17 protein-coding genes are annotated in these 18,243 nt (G+C 69.0%); 10 read left to right on the top strand and 7 right to left on the bottom strand.

Features of this window, described 5'->3' with window-relative positions; translation table 11 throughout:
- Positions 1–63 precede the first annotated feature (63 nt).
- Positions 64–438, bottom strand: a complete 375-nt coding sequence (locus QPK29_RS00485; RefSeq protein ID WP_371769256.1) for a hypothetical protein — start codon at positions 436–438, stop codon at positions 64–66.
- 167 nt (positions 439–605) lie between these two features.
- Here QPK29_RS00485 and QPK29_RS00480 point away from each other — a divergent pair, with 167 nt between their 5' ends.
- Both QPK29_RS00480 and QPK29_RS00475 read left to right on the top strand, forming a co-directional pair.
- Positions 606–800: a DUF3079 domain-containing protein gene (locus tag QPK29_RS00480; protein ID WP_082577503.1), complete on the top strand. Its 195-nt coding sequence runs from the start codon at positions 606–608 to the stop codon at positions 798–800.
- Between the two features lie 103 nt (positions 801–903).
- The gene (locus tag QPK29_RS00475; protein WP_056125486.1) at positions 904–1,188 is read left to right on the top strand and encodes a hypothetical protein; all 285 of its coding nucleotides are present in this window, start codon (positions 904–906) and stop codon (positions 1,186–1,188) included.
- On the opposite strand, the gene QPK29_RS00470 is transcribed toward QPK29_RS00475, so the two are convergent.
- From QPK29_RS00470 to QPK29_RS00460, 3 genes are all read right to left on the bottom strand, one after another.
- Positions 1,185–1,745: a hypothetical protein gene (locus QPK29_RS00470; protein ID WP_371769255.1), complete on the bottom strand. Its 561-nt coding sequence runs from the start codon at positions 1,743–1,745 to the stop codon at positions 1,185–1,187. The two genes, QPK29_RS00475 and QPK29_RS00470, sit on opposite strands and share 4 nt — an antisense overlap.
- A 116-nt stretch (positions 1,746–1,861) precedes the next feature.
- Positions 1,862–2,212, bottom strand: coding sequence for a TfoX/Sxy family protein (locus QPK29_RS00465; RefSeq protein WP_371769254.1), 351 nt, complete (start codon positions 2,210–2,212; stop codon positions 1,862–1,864).
- 64 nt (positions 2,213–2,276) lie between these two features.
- Positions 2,277–3,155, bottom strand: coding sequence for a PhzF family phenazine biosynthesis protein (locus QPK29_RS00460; RefSeq protein WP_371769253.1), 879 nt, complete (start codon positions 3,153–3,155; stop codon positions 2,277–2,279).
- A gap of 253 nt (positions 3,156–3,408) precedes the next feature.
- On the opposite strand from QPK29_RS00460, the gene QPK29_RS00455 reads away from it, so the two are divergent.
- The 6 genes from QPK29_RS00455 to QPK29_RS00430 all read left to right on the top strand — a co-directional run bounded on the left by QPK29_RS00455 (position 3,409) and on the right by QPK29_RS00430 (position 8,932).
- On the top strand, positions 3,409–4,347 hold the full coding sequence (locus QPK29_RS00455; RefSeq protein WP_371769252.1) for a GlxA family transcriptional regulator: 939 nt from the start codon (positions 3,409–3,411) through the stop codon (positions 4,345–4,347).
- Positions 4,348–4,455: 108 nt separating this feature from the next.
- Entirely contained in the window at positions 4,456–6,609 is a 2,154-nt protein-coding gene (locus QPK29_RS00450; RefSeq protein ID WP_371769251.1) for a xanthine dehydrogenase family protein molybdopterin-binding subunit, read from the top strand.
- 14 nt (positions 6,610–6,623) lie between these two features.
- Complete coding sequence (locus tag QPK29_RS00445; RefSeq protein ID WP_371769250.1) at positions 6,624–7,079, top strand: (2Fe-2S)-binding protein; 456 nt, start codon at positions 6,624–6,626, stop codon at positions 7,077–7,079.
- The gene (locus tag QPK29_RS00440; protein WP_371769249.1) at positions 7,072–7,596 is read left to right on the top strand and encodes a hypothetical protein; all 525 of its coding nucleotides are present in this window, start codon (positions 7,072–7,074) and stop codon (positions 7,594–7,596) included. The genes QPK29_RS00445 and QPK29_RS00440 overlap by 8 nt, the downstream gene beginning before the upstream one ends.
- Before the next feature lie 23 nt (positions 7,597–7,619).
- Positions 7,620–8,339, top strand: a complete 720-nt coding sequence (locus QPK29_RS00435) for a hypothetical protein (protein WP_371769248.1) — start codon at positions 7,620–7,622, stop codon at positions 8,337–8,339.
- A gap of 5 nt (positions 8,340–8,344) precedes the next feature.
- Positions 8,345–8,932 (top strand): LuxR C-terminal-related transcriptional regulator, encoded by a 588-nt coding sequence (locus QPK29_RS00430; protein ID WP_371769247.1) that lies wholly within the window; start codon positions 8,345–8,347, stop codon positions 8,930–8,932.
- A gap of 65 nt (positions 8,933–8,997) precedes the next feature.
- On the opposite strand, the gene QPK29_RS00425 is transcribed toward QPK29_RS00430, so the two are convergent.
- From QPK29_RS00425 to QPK29_RS00415, 3 genes are all read right to left on the bottom strand, one after another.
- Positions 8,998–9,384, bottom strand: coding sequence for a glyoxalase superfamily protein (locus QPK29_RS00425; protein ID WP_056125505.1), 387 nt, complete (start codon positions 9,382–9,384; stop codon positions 8,998–9,000).
- Between the two features lie 18 nt (positions 9,385–9,402).
- Complete coding sequence (locus QPK29_RS00420; protein ID WP_056125508.1) at positions 9,403–9,615, bottom strand: hypothetical protein; 213 nt, start codon at positions 9,613–9,615, stop codon at positions 9,403–9,405.
- An 80-nt stretch (positions 9,616–9,695) separates the two neighbouring features.
- Positions 9,696–12,638 (bottom strand): TonB-dependent receptor, encoded by a 2,943-nt coding sequence (locus QPK29_RS00415; RefSeq protein ID WP_400189707.1) that lies wholly within the window; start codon positions 12,636–12,638, stop codon positions 9,696–9,698.
- Between the two features lie 289 nt (positions 12,639–12,927).
- On the opposite strand from QPK29_RS00415, the gene QPK29_RS00410 reads away from it, so the two are divergent.
- On the top strand, positions 12,928–14,352 hold the full coding sequence (locus tag QPK29_RS00410) for a glycoside hydrolase family 28 protein (protein WP_371769245.1): 1,425 nt from the start codon (positions 12,928–12,930) through the stop codon (positions 14,350–14,352).
- Positions 14,349–18,134, top strand: a complete 3,786-nt coding sequence (locus QPK29_RS00405) for a beta-galactosidase (RefSeq protein WP_371769244.1) — start codon at positions 14,349–14,351, stop codon at positions 18,132–18,134. The genes QPK29_RS00410 and QPK29_RS00405 overlap by 4 nt, the downstream gene beginning before the upstream one ends.
- Positions 18,135–18,243: the final 109 nt, after the last annotated feature.

The following is an 18,243-nucleotide window of genomic DNA, read 5'->3' as shown; positions in this document are numbered from 1 at the left end:
TCCACGGGAAAGCGGGGTAGAGAAGATTCGCATGGTGACCCTGGCGTCTGCCGGAGCGCAGGATCAATGCCTGCCCTTGATGTCATACACGACGATCTTTCCGGACGCCTCCCGCAGAGTGAGCCGGTTGCCGGTGACCTTGATCAGCGCGTCGCCTTCCGTCGGTGCAAATCCCGTCTTGAGGCGGTTATTTTCGATTTTCCAGACCAGCAACGGACCAGTACAGGTGTCTTTGATGCAGCTGGTCGTGACCAGATTGCCGTTTTTTCCAAAATACAGTTCCAGAGAGCGGTCCTTGTCCTTCGGACTGACTAATTGCAGGCGCGCGCCTTCCAGGTTAAACGAGGACCAGTCCAGTTCTTTCGTTGAATCGGCGGCGTATGCACTCGGGCCGGATACAAGTATGGCGAGGAAGATAGCACGGATGACGTTTCGCAATTTGGCTCCAGGGTTGTAAAGATCATGGCCAGTCGAGCATAGCAGCTTCCTGAAACGAAAAAGTCACGAACGGTCACGACCGGCATCGATCGAGCGACCCTGTTTGGTTTCGGAATGAGTTGACCTAGATTAAGGAAAATCACGATCCAAATCACCATACTCGATGCATGGCAAAAAAATTTCCCATCTATCCGATACACCCGGAACGCGTTTGCTGGGGATGCGACAAATATTGCCCTGCAGATTCACTCGCATGCGGAAACGGTTCGGTGCGCACGCAGCACCCGGTCGAATTATTCGGCGATGACTGGCAGGACTGGGGACTCGACTCGAACAAGGACGCCGACACTTCAGCGAGCTGAGGAGCGGGCGGTTCGCAGTGATTTTTTCGGTGGCCTATTGCGTTCGGGCCCAGCACGACCCATGTACGGATTACCGTAACGTGCGAAGCCATGGAGGCCCGCCTTGAAACGCATCATCGCACTGTGGCGCACCGTCGCCGGCCAGGACCTGCGCCTGCTGTGGTACGCCGTCCGGCACGAACATCGCCCCGGGTGGCTGGTGCCGGCACTGGCCGGCCTGGCCTTGTTCGCGGCGGAGCCGTTGAATGTCGCGGTGCCGGTGCTCGGCACGATCGACGAGTTCGTGCTGCTGCCGCTCATCCTGCACGGCATCGCGACCATGCTGCCGGCGCACGTCGTGGACGGTTATGCGCGCGCTTACGATAAACGCTCGCGGCGCCGGGCCTAGGTCCCGCATGCGGGAAACTTTTCCCGCTGCCGGTTGATGTCCTTGACGAACTCTTCCGCTTTATCCTGCGGATAGGTCTGTACCTGGTCGTTGATCTTGACCTTGTTGAACACTTCCTTGCCCTGGCACGTGACGAGAACGACTTCGCCGCGCCGAACCAGTGCGGAGCGCATGTCGGTCAGCGCCAGCGCCAGGCTGTGGTCGAGAAACTGCCTGACGCCGCTGAGCGCCATCGTCTTCAGCATCCTGCCCAGGAAGCCTTCGTCCTTGTCGCGAGCGTCCTGCGGCTCCCCGATCTGCTTCATGCCGTAATCGGTGAGCTGCATGACCACCGTATCGTCCTTCAACATCAATTCGGTCCACCGGCTCGTCGACTGGACATAAGGATTCCCCGACGCGGGCTGCTGGCGCGGACCGAAACGCTCGGGGCCATCGCCTTCATGGGCATCGATCGAGATGGTCGAGCTCCGACGGGTTTCGCCGGCGGGGCCGGCATGGGCAAGGGTGGTCGTCGCAAGGACGGCGGTGGCGCACAGGATGACGCGGATCGTGTTCATGGTTGTTCCGAAAGCCGGTTGAGGAGTGCGGAGGACGATAGCGCAAGCGGCACGAGGCCGGCCCGCCGTTTGCGACGAACGGCGGTATCCGGGCGCCAGACGGTGCTATCGCGCGGTCAGCCCGCTCCCCGTTTTGCCCGCGGTGCGGCCGGCTTCTTCGGCTTGGGCGGGGGCATGACCGCCGCCGTCTCGAGCAGCAGGCGGCGCAGCGCCTCCGGGTCGTCCTGCAATTCGTCCGCGATGGGATAGTCCTTGGCGCCGGGGTAGGGCGGCCCTTGCGGCAGGTCGGGCGCGAGCCGTGCGGCGGCGTCGGACGGCTTGACGAACAGGCTGCCGTCGCAGGCGAAGGCGACCACCTTGTCGTCGACGTACAGCGCGTACTCGCCGAACATCTTCCGGTGCGTCAACCGCGCCCCCAAGCCCACCACTTCCGCGACGTAGTCGATGAAGCTCTTGTCCGTTGCCATGCGCGTCCTCCGTGCCGTGTTCGAAACCGCCAGCGTAGCCCGGCGCGGCGGTTCGATCAAGGCCTCAGGACGCCAGGTGGCCGTCGACGCAGGTGACGGCGTTGCCGCCCACCCGGATCGCATCGTCGGCGATTTCCAGGCGCAGGATCCCGGCCCGGCCCACGGCCGCGCCCTGGCTGGACAGGAAATCACGGCCGAACGCGTCGGCCTGGCCCGTGTGCCGCAAATACGCGGCGATGGACCCGTTGCCGCTGCCGCAGACGGGGTCTTCGTCCACGCCGTGCGCGGGAGCGAATGCGCGGACCTCGATGCGCGCCGCGGCGCCGTCGGGATGCGGGCCGAAGACGATCACGCCCGTGTTGCCGGTCGCGGCATCGTGCGCCTTCATGCGGGCCAGGTCGGGCGTCGCGGCCAGCACGGCGCGGGCGTCCGGCAGCTGCGCGACGATCCACCGCGTCCCGGCATCCACGAGGCAGGGCGGGGCGCTGCCGGCCAGCGGCGTGCCGAGGATGCGCGCCACCTCGTCCGCCTGCGCCGCATCCAGCGGCGTGATCGCCGTCGCCGGCAGTTCGAACGCGATCCAGCGCGCGCCATCGCCTGCGTGCGTGACGTCCAGCCGGACCAGCCCCCGCGCGCATTCCTGCACCAGGACGCCGTCGCGCGGCGCGACCTGGCCGGCTTCCAGCAGCGCGTGCGCGGTCCCGATCGTCGGGTGGCCGGCGAACGGCAGTTCGGCGCCGGGCGTGAAGATGCGCACGCGGTAGTCGGCGCGGCTCTGCGTCGGGCGCAGCACGAACGTCGTTTCGGACAGGTTGGTCCAGTTGGCGATGCGTTGCATCTGCGCGGCGGACAGGTCGTCGGCGTCGAACACGACGGCGAGCGGATTGCCCAGGAACGGGGTGGCGGTGAAGACGTCGACGGTCTTGAATGGGTGGCGTGCCATGCGGGTCTCGCGTTGTTGGGATGAGCCCAGTCTACGCAAGCCGCGGCGGCGTCGACAGGCACAGTCGGCCGATTGCGGCCGGCACTGTACCGGTGCCCGGGCCTGCACGGTGTCCAGGTGCCGCCGGGCGTGGAGACGACGAGTCCTGCAATTGGGTCGGCAATGCTTTGCCCGTCGGGCTGCGCGCATGTCCGGCAACGAGGGAAATTCGTCCGAACGCCCGCCGCCGGGTGCGCGATCATCTGCCTGAACCATGAACCGACCGATCGCATTCTTCCTGTTCCCCGGCTTCCAGCTCGTCGACCTCGGCGCCATGACGGTATTCGACCTGGCCAACGACGAGTATGGCGGCACGCCCTACGACCTGCGCATCGTGTCCGCGCACGGCACGCCTGTCCGCAGCGCGGCCGGCGCGACACTCCAGACGCACGCGTGGCGCGACGCCGACGGCGCGTTCGACACCGTCCTCGTGTTCGGCGCGGCGGACCCGATCGTCCCGGACGCCGACACCGTCGCGCTGCTGCGCCGGGCCGCCACCGGCGCGCGCCGCGTCGGTACCGCCTGCAACGGCACGGCGCTGCTGGCGCCGACCGGGCTGCTGGACGGGCGCCTCGTCGCCGTGCGCGCCATGCACGCGGCGGGCCTGCAGGCACGCCATCCGGCCATCCGCGTGGACCCGGACCGCGTGTGGATCCGCGACGGCAAGATCTGGAGTTCGGCCGGGATGACGGCGTCGATCGACCTCGCGCTCGCGCTCGTGGAGGACGATCTCGGTGCGGACGTCGCGCTCGCCGTCGCGCGCAGGCTCGTGCTGTACCACTGGCGCAGCGGCGCGGACACGCAATCGTCCAACCTGCTGGACATGCGGCCGAAGTCGGACCGCATCCGCACGGCGCTCGGCTACGCGCGCCGCAATCTGCGGCTGCCGCTGTCGATCGACGAACTGGCCGAGCAGGTCCACATGAGCCGGCGCCACTTCACCCGCATATTCCGCGCGGAGACGGGACAGTCGCCGGCGCGCGCCATCGAGACGATGCGCGCCGAAGTCGCGCGCATGTTGCTGGAGAGCTCCGCGCTGCCGCTGGACACGGTCGCCCGCGAAGCCGGGTTCACGAGCGCGGACCGGATGCGGACGGCGCTCGCGCGCGTGTACCGGCAGACCCCGCAGGACCTGCGCCGGCGCGCGGCCTGACCCCTATCCAAAGACAGGGGGGCGATGGCCCGGATCGCCCCGATGATGGCCCACGACGGGGTCCTTGCCTTTCTACAATGATTGGTAACCCGTCCACAGGAGAAGACCTTGTCCCATCCCACCCTATCCCGGCGCCGCTTCCTCGCGGCCGGTGCCGCCGCCGGCGGCGGCCTGCTGCTCCAGTTCGCGCTGCCCCTCGCGGGCGCGGCCGCGCTGGCGTCCGGTGCCGGCCTGGCCCCCAACGCCATCGTGCGTATCCGCCCCGACGGCAAGGTGATCCTGACCATGCCCTACGTGGAGATGGGGCAGGGCACGTACACGTCGATTCCGATGCTGATCGCGGAAGAACTCGAGATCGACCTGAAGGACGTCGTGCTCGAACACGCGCCGCCGGACGACGCCAGATTCGCGAACCCGGCCCTCGGCTTCCAGGTGACGGGCGGCTCCACGACGATCCGCGCCGCGTGGGAACCCATGCGCCGCGCCGGCGCCACGGCCCGCGTGCTGCTGGTGCGCGCGGCGGCCGGCCGCTGGAACGTCGATCCGGCGTCGTGCCGCGCCGAGCGGGGCACCGTGCTGCACGTGCCCAGCGGGCGCAGGCTGCGCTACGGCCAGCTGGTCGACGCCGCCGCGAAGCTGCCGCTGCCGAAGGATGCGGACGTCGTCCTGAAACCGGCGGACGCGTTCCGCCTGATCGGCACGCCGGCGAAACGCCTCGACACGGCCGGCAAGCTGGATGGGTCGGCGCGCTACGGCATCGACGCCGTCGTCCCCGGCATGAAGGTGGCCGCGCTGGCCATCTCGCCCGTGTTCGGCGGTCGCCTGGCCGGCGCGGACGACGCGGCCGCGCTGCGCATCCCCGGCGTGCGCCAGGTCGTGAAGCTGGACGATTGCGTGGCCGTCGTCGCCGACAACATGGGCGCCGCCAACAAGGGCATCGCCGCGCTGGCGCCACGCTGGGACGACGGCCCGAACGCCGGCCTGGCGACGCATGACATCGTGGCCGACATGGCCAGGGCGGCCCGGGGTGCCGGCGCGAAGGTGCGCTCGGATGGCGACCCGGAGGCCGTGCTGGACAAGGCCGCCCGCGTGATCGAGGCGACCTATGAACTGCCATTCCTCGCGCACGCCGCGATGGAGCCGATGAACTGCACCGTGCACGTGAAGCCGGACAGCTGCGAGATCTGGACCGGCACGCAGGTCATCACCCGTGCGCGCGCCGTCGCGGCCAGGGTCACCGGCCTGCCCGAGGAGCGCGTGACGGTGCATAACCACCTGCTGGGCGGCGGCTTCGGGCGGCGGCTGGAGATCGACGGCGTCGAGCGCGCGGTGCGGATCGCGCGCGAGGTGCCGCACCCGGTCAAGGTCGTGTGGAGCCGCGAACAGGACATCCAGCACGACATGTACCGCCCGTATTTCTACGACCGCGTGCGCGCGGGCCTGGATGCGCAGGGCAAGGTCGTCGCGTGGACGCACCACGTCACGGGATCGTCCGTGCTGGGCCGTTTCATGCCGCCCGCGTTCCAGAACGGCTTCGACCACGAGACGATGGATGGCGCCGAGGCGCCGCCGTATGCCTTCCCCGCGATCGGCGTCTCGTACGTGCGCCACGAACCGCGGAACATCCCGACCGCGTTCTGGCGCGGCGTCGGCCCGACGCACAACGTGTTCGTGGTGGAGAGCTTCATCGACGAACTGGCCGCGGCCGCCGGCGCCGACCCGCTGCGCTACCGCCTCGACCTGCTCGGCAACGACCCGCGCGCCCGCCGCGTGCTGGAACTGGCCGCGCAAAAGGCCGGCTGGCAGGGGCCGCGCGCGGGCGACGCCGGGCGCGGGCTGTCCGTGCAGTTCGCGTTCGGCACCTACATGGCGCTCGTCGTGGACGCGGTGGCCGGCCCGGAGAACGAGATCCGCGTGCCGCGCGTCGTCTGCGCCGTCGATTGCGGCGCCGTGGTGAATCCCGACACCGTGCGCGCGCAGGTCGAAAGCGCCATCGTGTTCGGCATCAGCGGCGCGCTGTACGGCGACATCACCTTCCGCGACGGCCGCGTCGAACAAAGCAATTTTCACGATTACCGCGTCCTGAGGATGCACGAGGCGCCGAAGGTCGAGACGCACATCGTCGCCAGCACCAACGCGCCCGGCGGCATGGGCGAGCCGGGAACGGCCGCGCTGATGCCGGCGCTGGCCAACGCCGTGTACGCACTGTCCGGCCGCCGCATCCGCAAGCTGCCGATCGGCGCAACCCTGCCCACCGCCTGAATAGAGGAACGAACATGACCACATTGACCATCAACGGCAAACGGCAGGCCGTCACGGCCGAACCGGATACGCCCCTGCTGTGGGTGCTGCGCGACGAACTGCACCTGAACGGCACCAAGTTCGGCTGCGGCATGGCGCTGTGCGGCGCCTGCACCGTGCACCTGGACGGCCAGCCCGTGCGCGCCTGCGTGACCCCGATCTCGGCTGCGGCCGGGCACAAGATCACGACCATCGAAGCGATCGGTGCCACACCAGTCGGCCAGCGCGTGCAGAAGGCCTGGGCCGCGCTGGACGTGCCGCAGTGCGGTTACTGCCAGTCCGGCCAGATCATGGCCGCCACCGCGCTGCTGAAAGCGATCCCGAAGCCGACCGACACGGACATCGACCAGGCCATGTCGGGCAATATCTGCCGCTGCGGCACGTACCAGCGCATCCGGCTCGCGATCCACCGGGCAGCAGGCGATGCGTAAGCTGTTGGCGCTGTTGCTCATGCCCCTGATCGCGCAGGCTGGCGACGCCGCCCTGTTCGACCCCGTGGCGAGCGTCGTGATGGGCCCCCGTTGCATCAACTGCCACCAGGCCGATGCGCCCCGCCAGAAAGACCGGGGCGTCATCCACGCGCAGCAGGTGGTGCGCGGGGCGGATGGCCACGGCTCGGCCGCGCTGCGCTGCCAGGCCTGCCACCAGGCGGCGAATTCCGCGGACGGGCGCGTGCCCGGCGTGAAGGACTGGCACCTGGCGCCGCGCAGCATGACGTGGCAGGGACTGGACAAGAAGGCGGTCTGCCTGCGGATGCGCGATCCGGCCCGCAACGGCAACCGCAAGACGCCGCGCGAGGTGGTGGAACACATGCGGTCCGACCCGCTCGTGCTGTGGGCGTGGCAGCCCGGCGGCGGCCGCACCACGCCCGCGCTGTCGCACGACGATTTCGTGAAAGCCCTCGTCGCGTGGGCGGACGCGGGGCTGCCGTGTCCGGACGCGCCCTGAATCAACCCAATAAGGAAACAACAATGAACACGCTGATCGAACAGATTCTCGAAGCCCACGGCGGCCTGGCGCGCTGGCAATCGCACGACCGCCTGTCGGCCCATCTGAGCCAGGGCGGCATCCTGTGGCCGCTGAAAGGACATGGCGGCAAGCTGGACGAAGTCGACGTCCAGATCGACCTCAAGCAACAGTGGACATCGCATGCGCCGTTCGGCGCCGCGGACCGCCGCACGGCCGTGACGCCGCGGCGGGCCGTCATCGAGACGGTGGACGGCCAGGTCGTCGAGGTGCTCGACGATCCGCGCGCCTCGTTCGCCGGCTTCGGCCTGGAGACGCCATGGTCGGACCTGCAACTGGCCTATTTCGTCGGCTATGCGATGTGGAACTACCTCACCTTGCCGTTCGCGTTCGCGGAACCCGGCTTCGGCTTCGAGGAGCTGCCGGCCTGGGAAGAAAGCGGCGAGCGCTGGCACCGCCTGCGCGTCACCTACCCGGACACGATCGCGACGCACAGCCGCGTGCAGACGTTCTACGTCGGCGCCGACTACAAGCTGCGCCGCCACGACTACGACGTCGACATCAACGGCGGCACCCCGGCCGTGCACTATTTTTCGGACTACACGACGGTCGACAGCATTGCGCTGCCGACCCGGCACCTGATCCATGTGCGCAATCCGGACGGCGGCCATGCGCCGGATCCGCTGGTCGTGTCCATCGCCGTCAGCGACGTGCGTTTCGGCTGACGCGCATGCAGAATGGCAGCAAGATCCACGTGATGCACGCGCGGCCGCTGATGACGGCCGGCCTCGCGGCGTCGCTGCACGACCCCGACTGGCGGGTGACGACGCATGACGCCGAACCCGGCGCGGCGGCCGGCGCGGACCTCGTCATCGCCGACTACGACACGGGCCTCGCCCTCGCGCGCGGCCGGCAGGTCCTCATCGTCACACACCGCGACAAGGAGGCGGACGTGCTGCGCGCCTGCGCGGCCGCCGTGGCGGGCTACCTGCTCGAAGACGCCGATCCGGCGGATTTGCGGTACGCCGTGCGGCGCATCCTGACCGGCGACCGGCATTACAGCCCGGGCGTGACCCAGCACCTGGAGGCCGGCGGGTGCCGCGAGCACCTGACGAGCCGCGAGACCGACGTGTTGCGCCTGTTGGCCGGCGGCCGCTGCGACAAGCAGATCGCGCGCGACCTGGGCATCGGCGTCGGCACCGTGCGTTGGCATTTGCGCAATCTGATGGGCAAGCTGGGCGTGTCGGCGCGACTGCAGGCCGTCGTCGTCGCCGCGCAGCGGGGCATCGTCGGCATCGACGGGGTGGTGCCGGGGTGACTGTAAAGGGACGTCAAGAAGGCGAGGTGCCGGCCGCCGTCGACGGCCAGGCGTGACGCGCAGCGTTACGACGCGTCGGCTTCCGCAACCGGCTCCTCGAACGACAGCCGGTTGTGCGACGGATCGCGGATCGTCATCTCGCGGGTCCCCCACGGCATCGTCTGGATGTGCGGGCGCGAATACTTGAACGATTTCGCGAGCAGCGTGGCCTGGTAGCCGTCGAGGTCGCGCACGGCGATGCGGATCGACGCGCCGGGGCTGCCGTCGCCGTAGTGCTCGGACAGGTGCAGCACGCAGTCGCCCAGCGACACCTGCATGTAGACGGGGAAGTCGCCGCCCTCGAAGCGGTGTTCCCAGTCGAGTTTGAAGCCGAGGAAGTCGATATAGAATTCGCGCGCCTTCGCTTCGTCGAAGATGCGCAGGATGGGGGTGACGCGGGACAGGGTGTACATGGAGCCTCCTTGCACGATTCAGGCGCTGCCGTCCTGGCGGGCATCCGCGAGACGTTTGCGGTGCGCCGCGCCGAGGGTCAGGTGGAGCATGACGGCCACGCCGGCGAAGCCGACGCCCGCGAGCCAGTCGGCGGCCGCGCCCGAGCGCACCGCGTCCACGCTGCGCGCGGCGGCGAGGAAGAGCATGCAGGCCGGTGACAGGAAGCGTGCGTAACGTGCGAAAAAGGACATGGCGCGGCGGACTGGCAGTGAAACGGAAAGCATACCAGATCGCCGCGCCCCGAGGATCGCACTTTCTCACACGCGCATCGTCAGTACTTGTAGTTCAGTCCCAGCACGAACGAACGGCCCGAGTGCACGTACAGCAGCGTGTCGTTGCGCTGCGTGTCGCGGCCGTAGCGCAGCGGGGTGTCGTTCAGGTTCTGGCCCTCCAGCGACACGCGCAGTTGCGGCGTGATGTTGTACGAGAGGCTCATGTCGATGTTGGTGGAGCCGTCGACCATCGTGTAGTCGTGGCCCGCCACGTCGCCCAGCACGGCATAGATATAGCTGGAGCGGTGCGCGGCCGACACGCGCGCGCTGAACTTCGCATCCTCGTAGTACAGGGTGAGGTTGTGGGTGCGCGGCGACAGGCCCGTGAAGTCCGCGACCTGCGTCAGCTGCTCGTTCGCCGGCGTGGCCGGGTTGTCCACGCGGGTGATGTACGTGATGCGCGACTTCACGCGCGTCGCGTTGGCGAGCAGGCCGAAATTGCTCCAGAAGCCGGGCAGGAAGCTGAACGGCGCCTGCAGGTTGAATTCCCAGCCTTTCAGCGGACCGCCGGCCGTGTTGACCTTGCGGCTCACGTTGACTTCCGTCGTGGGCAAGGTCTGGCAGATCGGGGCGCCCGTCAGCGAGCAGCCGTTCAGGATCAGGAGTTCGTTCGGCAGCCCGAGCGTGTTGTACGGCACGCGCTCGTTGACGCTCTGGATGAAGCTCTTGATGTCCTTGCGGAAGTGCCCGAGCGAGACCATCGCGTTCTTCGCGTAATACCACTCGGCCTGCAGGTCGTAGGTGTTGGCGCGGATCGGGTCCAGGTTCGGGTTGCCGATCGAGACCGATTGCGAGATCGGCGACACGGTCGCATTCGGCGCGAGGTCCGTGTACTCGGGCCGCGACAGCGTCTTGCCGGCCGAGAAGCGCAGGAACACGTCCTTCGGCAGCTGCGCGGTCAGGTTGAAGGCGGGCAGCCAGTCGCGGTATTTCTTCGTGCCCGTATTCGGCTGCAGCTGGCCCTGCACGTTGATCATCGCCATCGAGGTGGCCGTCGTCTCGGCGCCGCGCACGCCCGCGTTGCCGCGCCACGTCACGCCGAACAGGTCGTAATTGAAGTCGACCATGCCGTACAGCGCATTGATCTTCTCTTCCACGCGGCGGTTGGTCTGCGCGAGGTAGTTGTATTGCGATCCCGGCACGGCGTCGCAGTGGCATTCCGTGTTGACGACGCCGAGGAACTTCTGCAGGTCGACGGCCGTCCACGACCCCGGCACGCCGGTGCCGCCCAGGCCGGAGCCGAAGCCGCTGATCTGGCGCGAGATGTCGGCCATCGACACGCCGGCCGGCAGCGCGACCGCATTCGCGCTGTTGCCGACCTCGTAGTTGGTCCAGATGTTCTTGCGGGCCGAGATGCCGAAGTGGCTCGTCAGGTGGTCGTTGATCTCCCAGTGCACGTTGGCGGCCTGGGTCTGCAGCTTGTTCGTCGTGTCCAGGTAGCGGCCGACGAACATGCCGCGCACGTTGCCGGCGGCATCCTGCGGGGCGAACTGGAAGTTGGCCGGATTGCTCACGTCGATGCCGAAGTTGAGCGTCGGGACGTTGCGGTTGTCGCGGAAGTCCCACGAGAAGCCGTTCACGTTCGGCGCGTCGAACTGCACGGTGGCGCGCATCGGCTCGTTCAGGTTCGAGTTCGAGTTACCGGCCATGAAGTCGGCCTTCACCGTGTCGCTGAACCTGTGGCTGCCGGACAGCACGTGCTGGCGGAACTTGGTCGTGTACACGTCCAGCAGGCCTTCGGTGCGCACGTCCACGCCGTTGAACTTGCCGTAGTCCCAGCTGCCGTTCTGGTCGAAGTGCGTGTCCAGGATCGACGTCTGCGGCTTGCCGTTCGAACCCAGGTTGCGGCCGAACGAGATCGCCTCGATGTAGTTGTCGTAGCGTTTATTGGCGAACTTGCCGTACATGAGGTCCAGATTCAGTTCGCTGTCCGCATTGCGCCACTGGTAGGAGTTGGTGATGCCGGTGCGCTCGTAATCGGTCTGCGAGCGGCGGTAGCGCGGGATGCGCGGCGCGAACGCGCCGGAGCCGGCGGCCGGATTCGCGACCGTGCCGCCGTAATTGTCCTTGCGGCCCATGACGCTGTTGTACGCGGCCGGATCGGTCGTGCGCGGCATGCCGGTGCCGCACGTCGTTGCGGTGATGCCCTTGACGGCGTCGTTGCCCGGGACCTGCGGCGATACGCCGACGGGCGAGCAGAAGCCGCCGTCGTTGCTGGCGCTGAGCAGTTCCACCGCTTCGTAGCCTTCTTCCGTCGCGCGCCGTTTCGAGTACGCGGCCGAGAGCAGGGCCCCGACCTTGCCGTAGCCCGTGTCCCAGCGGTCCGACAGCAGCGCCGTCACGCGCGGCTGCGTCTTCCCGCTCAGGGAGTTGTGGCTTTCCTGGCCGCCGATGCTGAACGTGCGGCCCTTGAAGTCGAACGGGCGCGCCGTGCGCAGGTCGACGGTGGCGCCCAGCGACCCTTCCTCGATGTCCGCTTCCGACGTCTTGCGCACTTCCAGGCTGTTGAACAGCTCCGACGCGAACACGGAGAAGTCGAAGCCGCGGCCGCGGTTCGTGCTGCCGTTGATGTCCGAGGCGCCCGTCGCCGCCACGCCCTCGATGCCGTTGATGCGCACGCGCGTAAAGCCCGCGTTCAGGCCGCGCACGGTGATCTGCTTGCCTTCGCCGCCGTCGCCGCGGGCCAGTGCCACGCCGGGCACGCGCTGCAGCGATTCCGCGAGGTTCGCGTCGGGGAACTTGGCGATGTCTTCGGCCTTGATCACGTCGACGATGCCGTCGCTGTTCTTTTTCGTGTTCAGCGCGCTGTTCAGGCTTGCGCGAAAGCCCGTCACGACCACGACGCTGTCGGGCGATTTGCTGTCGGCGGCGGTCGTGGCGACAGGCGCCGCATCGGCCGCGGCGGCCGTCTCCTGGCCTTGTGCATGCAGCGAAGCGAGCATCGCCAGGACGCCGATACTGATGCGGCTGCGGGGTGAAAGAGGATGAATGTTCCGAGGGGTTGCGGTGAAACGCATCGTTGTAGTCTCCATGTCGTTATCGATGACTCGTGCGGTCATATTGACGGGGGCATGGTAGCGCCAAGCATGCTCGAACGAACCGTCGATCCGGTCCGATCGCGGTAATAATCACGTTGTTGAGCGCTTGCATGGCGAATCGACAACGGTGCCCGCGCAGGCGGCACAATATGCGCTCACCGCGTGCGCGGTGCACAATCAAAGGAGACGTTCAGTGCCCAGTTCCCTCTCACGGCGCGCGCTGCTGCGCGCCGGCGTTGCCATGCCCGTGCTGGCCGGCTGCCAGGCCTTCCTGCCGAGATCCGCCGGCACGCTGCCGCGGTCCGACGTCCGGGTGGACGCGCCGTTCGCGATGCCCGCCATCGCCGTGCCCGATTTCTCGGGCGCGCCCCGCTTCGACATCGCGACGTACGGCGCCGCGCACGACGACCAGGCAGCGACCGGCAGCGCGCTCGCGCGCGCCATCGCGGCGGCGCATGCGGCGGGCGGCGGTGTCGTCGTGGTGCCGGCGGGGACGTGGCCGACGGGCCCCATCCACCTGAAGAGCCATGTCGCGCTGCACGTGGAAGACGGCGCGACACTCCTCTTCTCGCCCGATCCGCGCGACTACCTGCCGGCCGTGTCCACGAGCTGGGAGGGGCTCGAATGCATGAACTATTCGCCGCTCGTGTATGCCTACGATTGCGAGAACGTGGCCATCACGGGCCGCGGCACCTTGCGCGCGCGGCTGGACGTGTGGAAGCAATGGTATGCGCGGCCGCAGGCGCACATGGATGCGCTGGTCGCGTTGTACAACATGGCCTGCCGCGACGGCGTGCCGGTGGAGCGGCGCGACATGACGGCGGGCCAGGCCAACCTGCGTCCGCACTTCATCCAGTTCAACCGCTGCCGCCACGTGCTCGTGGAGGACATCCACATCGTCGACAGCCCGTTCTGGGTGCTGCATCCCTACCTGTGCCGCGACGTCGTGATCCGCCGGGTCGACATCGCCGCGCACGGCCACAACAACGACGGCGTCGATCCGGAGATGAGCCGGAACGTGCTGATCGACCAGTGCACGTTCGACCAGGGCGACGATGCCGTGTCAGTGAAGTCGGGGCGCGACCGCGACGCGTGGCGCCTCGACGCCCCGTCGCGCAATATCGTCATGCGCCGCTGCCGCATCAAGAACGGCCACCAGCTGATGGCGATCGGCAGCGAGCTGTCGGGCGGGGTAGAGAACGTGTTCGTCGACGACTGTCATGTCGACCACGCGGATTCCCCGGCGCCCGGCACCATCAACAACCTGCTGTACGTGAAGACGAACGAACGGCGCGGCGGCTTTGTCCGCAACATCCACATGACGAACGTGAGCGCCACCCGCATCAAGGGCGGCGTGCTCGCGGTCGAGACGGACGTGCTGTACCAGTGGAAGACGCTGGTGCCCACGCTCGAGCGCCGCCTCACGCCGATCGAAGGCCTGTTCGTGGCCGGCGTCCGCGTCGAGGATGCGGGCTTCGTCTGCCTCGTGAAGGGCGAGGCGGAACTGCCGGTGCGCGACGTGCGCCTGCGCGACGTGGCCGTGCGCACGGTGCGCGGGACACCGGTCGTGACCGAGCACGTGCAAGGCTTCGACAACCGCGCGGACGTGCGGGCATGAGCGGCCGCCGTCTGTACGCGGCGCTCGCCGCCGCCGTCCTCGCCTGCGCGCCCGCGGTTGCGCAGGAGCTGGGCATTCCGCAGGCGTCGGATACGGCGGCCCGCACCGGGGACCGGGCGCACCGGGCCGACACGACATGGCTGATGGCTGCCGTGGCGCCTGGCCTGCCGGACCGCCTGAGCATCTTCCGTTCGGACGACGGCACGACCTTCGTCACGCAGGCGTCGGAAGCGTATGCGCCGCCGCGCGGCATGTTGCGCGAGCCGGCGCTCGTGCGGCACGACGGCCAGTACCGGGTGGCGTACGTGGCAGGGGCCGGCAAAGAGATCGGCCTCGCGCGCTCGAGCGACCTGAAACACTGGACGTTCGAACGCACCGTGCCGATGCCCGGCCCCGCGCGCGCGCCGCGCTGGATGCGCGCGCGAGACGGCGGCCTGAGACTCGTCGTGGCGCTGCCGCGCGGGCCCGCGCTGCTGGCGCCGGAAGCCGCGCCGGCGCCGCTTGCGTTGACGGGCCTGCAGGACAAGTACGAGGATGCGGCCGTCGCCGCGGATGGCGACGGTTACGTGGCGCTGGCGCGCCGGCGCGCGGACGGCGTCCTGGAACTGGCGCGGGCCCGCGACCTGGCGGGACCGTGGACCATCGAACGGACGCTCGATGCGCTGGGCCGGGCGGCACCCGGCGTCGGCCTCGCGCGCCGGCCGGACGGCAGCTGGCGCGTGGTGTTCGCCGACGCGGCGGGCCATGCGTGGCAGGCGGACAGCGCCGATGGGATGAAGACGTGGTCGGCGAAACGTCCGCTGGCGGGCGTGGCGGCCGGCGTGGCCGCGCCGGACGTGCTGGCCGACCGGGCGCAGGATGTCGCCGCCGCCGTCCGCCCGCGCGGCAAGCCGCGGCAGGTCGGCTGGGACCCGTACTCGCTGACGGTCGGCGGCAAGCGGATCGTCGTGTGGTCCGGCGAGATCCACCCGTTCCGGCTGCCGGATCCCGCACAGTGGCGCGACGTGATCCAGAAGATGAAGGCGGTGGGGTTCAACGGCGTGTCGTTCTACTTCGACTGGGGCTACCACTCGCCGGCGCCGGGCGTCTACGATTTTTCCGGCGTGCGCAACGTCGAGCGGGCGCTCGAGATCGCGGAAGAAGAGGGCATGTACGTGATCGCGCGCATGGGGCCGTACGTCAATGCGGAGCTGTCCGGCGGCGGTTTCCCCGGCTGGATGTTCCGCAACCGGGCGGAGGCGCGCACGGACGATCCGGCCTACCTGGCGGCCGTCGACGAATGGATGACGCAGATCGACGCCATCATCGCGCGCCACCAGGCGACGACGGGCGGCGGCACGGTGATCGCCTACCAGCTCGAGAATGAACTGGGCAAGGTGGAGCCGAAGCACGTACGCCAGATGGCGCACCTCGCCGCGAAGGCGCGCGCGGACGGCATCACGGTGCCGTTGTTCCACAACGCGGCCGGCCGGCTCCCGGACTGGACGCCGACGGCATCGTCCGCGCCGTGGGCGAATCCGGGACCGGTGGACCTGTACGCGTTCGACGGCTATCCGGGCGGCGCCTGCGACGTCCACGCGAATCCGGCCGGCCCGAACAAGGCGCCGGACTGGGGCATCTACGCGACGCCGGGACCGAAGGCGGGCGCGCTCAGCTCCCCCGGCACGCCCGGCTTCGTGGCGGAGATCGGGGCGGGCTGGTTCGACTACTGGGGTTCCAACGGCACGTACGCGTGCACGGCCGAACGCCAGGGCAAGGGCTACCAGCGCGTGTTCTACGGGACGAACCTGATGAACCGCATCACGCTCCACAACATCTACATGGCGTTCGGCGGCACGTCGTGGGGCTGGCTGCCGGGGCCCATCGTGTACACGTCGTACGATTACGGCGCCCCGATCGCGGAAGACCGCGGCCTGCGGCCGAAGGCGCTGGCGCTGAAGCAGCAGGGCATGTTCGTGCAGGCGGCCGGGCCGGTGCTCGCGCGCATGGACAAGGGACCGGAAATCCGCACGACGAATCCGCGCGTGCGGCTCTACCACAACGTCAACACGCAGCTCGGCACGCACGTGCTGTTCGCCGTGCACGGTCCATCCGACCTGCTGACGGACGATGCGTTCTCGTTCGACGTCGCCACGCGCGACGGCACGTACACGATCGCCGCGCGCCTGAACGGCCAGGACGCGAAGATGCTGCTGGCCGATTACGCGCTGGAGCGCCAGCACCTCGTGTATGCCACGTCCGAACTGCAGGCGCAGTTGCGCGACGGGGCGCGCGACGTGGTGCTGCTGCACGGCCGCGATGGCGAGAACGGCGAGACCGTGCTGCGTTACACATCGGCACCGAAGGTCGAAGTATTGGCGGGCGACGTGCGCACGGCGTTCGACGCCGCGCGCGGCGACCTGAAGCTCGCGTATGCGCACACCGGCCTGGCGCGGGTACGCATCACGGGCGGCGGACGCGCGCCGCTGCTGCTCCTGATCGCGGACGAGGGCACGTCGCAGCGCTTCTGGATGCAGGAGACGCCGGCCGGCCGCGTCCTCGAACTGACGCCGGCGCTCGTGCGCACCGCGCGCATCGAGGGCGGCCGGCTGCACCTGACGGGCGATACGGCGGCCGCCGGTCCGCTCGAGATCTGGGGACCGGACATCGCCCATGTCTCGTTCAACGGCGCCGCCCTCGCGACGGCACGCCAGCCGGACGGCAGCCTGCGCAGCATGGAGCCGCTCGCCGGCCCGGCGCCCGTTTCCGTCCCGGACCTCCGCACCGCGGCCTGGACCCGGCGCATGGACAGTCCGGAGGCGCAGCCCGGCTTCGACGATGGCACCTGGGTGCAGGCCGACAACCGGCCGTCGGCCGCGCAGACGTGGACGTTGCCGGAGCGCGGCCAGCCCACGCTCGCGATGAGCGACTACGGTTTCCATCATGGCGACGTGTGGTACCGCGGCCGCTTCGACACGAGCGATCCTGCCGCGAACCGGCTGGAACTCTTCTATGGCGGCGGTGGCGCGGGCATGCTGCAGGCGTGGGTCGACGGCCGCTTCCTGGGCCAGCACGAGCTCGACACGGGCCGCTCGTTCCCGGAGACGACGGACACCGTGCGCTTCGACCTCGGCAAGCTCGCGCCGGGGCCGCACGTCGTCGCGGTCATGGTCCGCAACGATTCGCACAACTGGGACCTGATGGCGGACGACGCCCACCGCGAGGCGCGCGGCCTGATCGCGGCGTCGCTGACGTCCAGAGGCGGACGCCGGTTCGCTGTGCCGATCCGCTGGCGCATCCAGGGCAACCAGGGCGGCGAGGACATCGCCGACCGCGTGCGCGGTCCGTACAACGACGGTGGCCTGTACGGCGAACGGGCGGGCTGGCATCTGCCGGGCGCGCCGGGGCAGGGGTGGACGCCCGCGCGGCCGGGCGACGCGCCGCCGGCCCCGGGCACGTACTGGCTGCGCACGCAGGTGAAGCTGGACCTGCCGCGCGGGCACGACGTCCAGCTGGGCCTCGCGTTCGGCGACACCACGCGCCCGCGCTCCGGACGCGAGAACCGCGCGCTCGTCTTCGTCAACGGCTGGAATGTCGGGCAGTTCATCGCGCACGTCGGGCCGCAACGGGTGTTCGTGATCCCGCCGGGTATCCTCCACCCGCAGGGCGACAATACGATCGCGCTCGCCGTCACGACCGACGGCGATTCCGCCAATGCGCTGGAACCGGTGCGGCTCGAGGTGTTGCGTGCCGTCCACGGCGGGGTGTCCGGCGACGCGGTAAAGGGTCAGGCCGGGCCGTAGTTGCTGAACTGTCAGTCACAAGTCAGCAACACCTGATAGTGTCCCGCGTGACAGTTAGCGGTCCGGGCCGTACAATGTTGCCTCACGAGAACATTGACCGGGCCGGACC

This window comes from Massilia orientalis (assembly GCF_030411975.2).
Classification (GTDB): Bacteria; Pseudomonadota; Gammaproteobacteria; order Burkholderiales; family Burkholderiaceae_D; genus Telluria; species Telluria orientalis.
Note: the sequence above shows the minus strand (reverse complement) of the source record. Positions and strands in the feature narration are given on the sequence as shown.

Bases quoted from the DNA above. Each gene is read 5' to 3' on its own strand.
- QPK29_RS00480 (WP_082577503.1), top strand. From the start codon at position 606: ATGGCAAAAAAATTTCCCATCTATCCGATACACCCGGAACGCGTTTGC.
- QPK29_RS00470 (WP_371769255.1), bottom strand. From the start codon at position 1,745: ATGAACACGATCCGCGTCATCCTGTGCGCCACCGCCGTCCTTGCGACG.
- QPK29_RS00465 (WP_371769254.1), bottom strand. From the start codon at position 2,212: ATGGCAACGGACAAGAGCTTCATCGACTACGTCGCGGAAGTGGTGGGC.
- QPK29_RS00460 (WP_371769253.1), bottom strand. From the start codon at position 3,155: ATGGCACGCCACCCATTCAAGACCGTCGACGTCTTCACCGCCACCCCG.
- QPK29_RS00455 (WP_371769252.1), top strand. From the start codon at position 3,409: ATGAACCGACCGATCGCATTCTTCCTGTTCCCCGGCTTCCAGCTCGTC.
- QPK29_RS00445 (WP_371769250.1), top strand. From the start codon at position 6,624: ATGACCACATTGACCATCAACGGCAAACGGCAGGCCGTCACGGCCGAA.
- QPK29_RS00440 (WP_371769249.1), top strand. From the start codon at position 7,072: ATGCGTAAGCTGTTGGCGCTGTTGCTCATGCCCCTGATCGCGCAGGCT.
- QPK29_RS00435 (WP_371769248.1), top strand. From the start codon at position 7,620: ATGAACACGCTGATCGAACAGATTCTCGAAGCCCACGGCGGCCTGGCG.
- QPK29_RS00430 (WP_371769247.1), top strand. From the start codon at position 8,345: ATGCAGAATGGCAGCAAGATCCACGTGATGCACGCGCGGCCGCTGATG.
- QPK29_RS00425 (WP_056125505.1), bottom strand. From the start codon at position 9,384: ATGTACACCCTGTCCCGCGTCACCCCCATCCTGCGCATCTTCGACGAA.
- QPK29_RS00420 (WP_056125508.1), bottom strand. From the start codon at position 9,615: ATGTCCTTTTTCGCACGTTACGCACGCTTCCTGTCACCGGCCTGCATG.
- QPK29_RS00415 (WP_400189707.1), bottom strand. From the start codon at position 12,638: ATGCTCGCTTCGCTGCATGCACAAGGCCAGGAGACGGCCGCCGCGGCC.
- QPK29_RS00405 (WP_371769244.1), top strand. From the start codon at position 14,349: ATGAGCGGCCGCCGTCTGTACGCGGCGCTCGCCGCCGCCGTCCTCGCC.